2 protein-coding genes are annotated in these 947 nt (G+C 67.7%); one reads left to right on the top strand and one right to left on the bottom strand.

The window, feature by feature from the left end:
- Positions 1–374, top strand: a 374-nt coding sequence (locus JCM25156_RS18230; RefSeq protein WP_025814267.1) for an aminotransferase class I/II-fold pyridoxal phosphate-dependent enzyme, incomplete at its 5' end; no start/stop codon positions are given.
- Between the two features lie 44 nt (positions 375–418).
- Here the strand turns inward: JCM25156_RS18230 and JCM25156_RS18225 are convergent.
- On the bottom strand, positions 419–947 hold a 529-nt coding region (locus tag JCM25156_RS18225), incomplete at its 5' end, for a DsbA family protein (protein ID WP_025814266.1).

Raw genomic sequence — 947 nt, 5'->3', positions numbered from 1 at the left:
CGCTGGCCAGCGTGCGGCAGGTGCGCAAGGACGGCTGGCGGCGCGAGCGCATGTTCGAGCGCGTCAACACCTTCCGTGAAAAGCTGCGCAGGGCCAATGTGCCCTTTACCATGACGCCCAGTCACATCGTGCCGATCCCGGTGGGCGATGCGAAGCGCTGCCGCGAACTGAGTGACCGGCTGCTCAGTGATTACGGGATCTACGCCACGCCCATCAATTACCCCACCGTGCCGCGCGGGACCGAGCGCCTGCGCCTGACGCCGGGGCCGTTCCATACGGATGCGATGATGGATGACATGGTGGCCGCCCTGACCCACCTGCTGCGGCTGAACGACCTCAAGGCGCAGCCCGTACCCGCCCCCGCCATGGCCTGAACCGGGCAGCGCCCGCCCGCCACGACAGGGCGGGCGGGAATGCTCTAGCGGTTCTGGGCGATGGCCTTTTTCAGCGTGTCATAATCCGCCGCGCCGGGAATGATCTGGTGGGCGTTGAAGACGAAGGTCGGCGTGCCGTCCAGCCCGATGGCGCGCGCCAGATCCATGTTCGCCTCCAGAATGGCGGTCACCTTCGGGCTGCTCATGTCGGTCACGAGCTGGGCCGCGTTCAGGCCGGACTGGCTGGCCAGCGCGCGCATGCGCTCGGTCGTGGGGGTGGCGGAATCATTCATGACCGCGCGCTGCATGCGGAAATAGGCGTCCTGCCCCCCCTGTACGAACGCCGCCACCAGCGCCTGCGAGGCGATGAGGCTGCCCTGCCCCAGAACCGGGATGACCTTTTCGATAATCCGTACGTCCGTGTCTTCCCGCGTCAGGCGGTCGAGGTCGGGCAGCACCTTGCGGCAGTAGGGGCAGCGCGGATCGTAGAATTCCACCACCGTTGCATGGGCCGTGGCATTGCCCAGTACGCCATCGCTCGCCGCCGGGGCGAGCAGTTCGGCGCGGTGCCCG

The sequence above is a fragment of the Komagataeibacter kakiaceti JCM 25156 genome, from assembly GCF_000613305.1.
The sequence above is the reverse complement of the archived record's forward strand: the minus strand, read 5'-3'. Positions and strand labels throughout refer to the sequence as shown.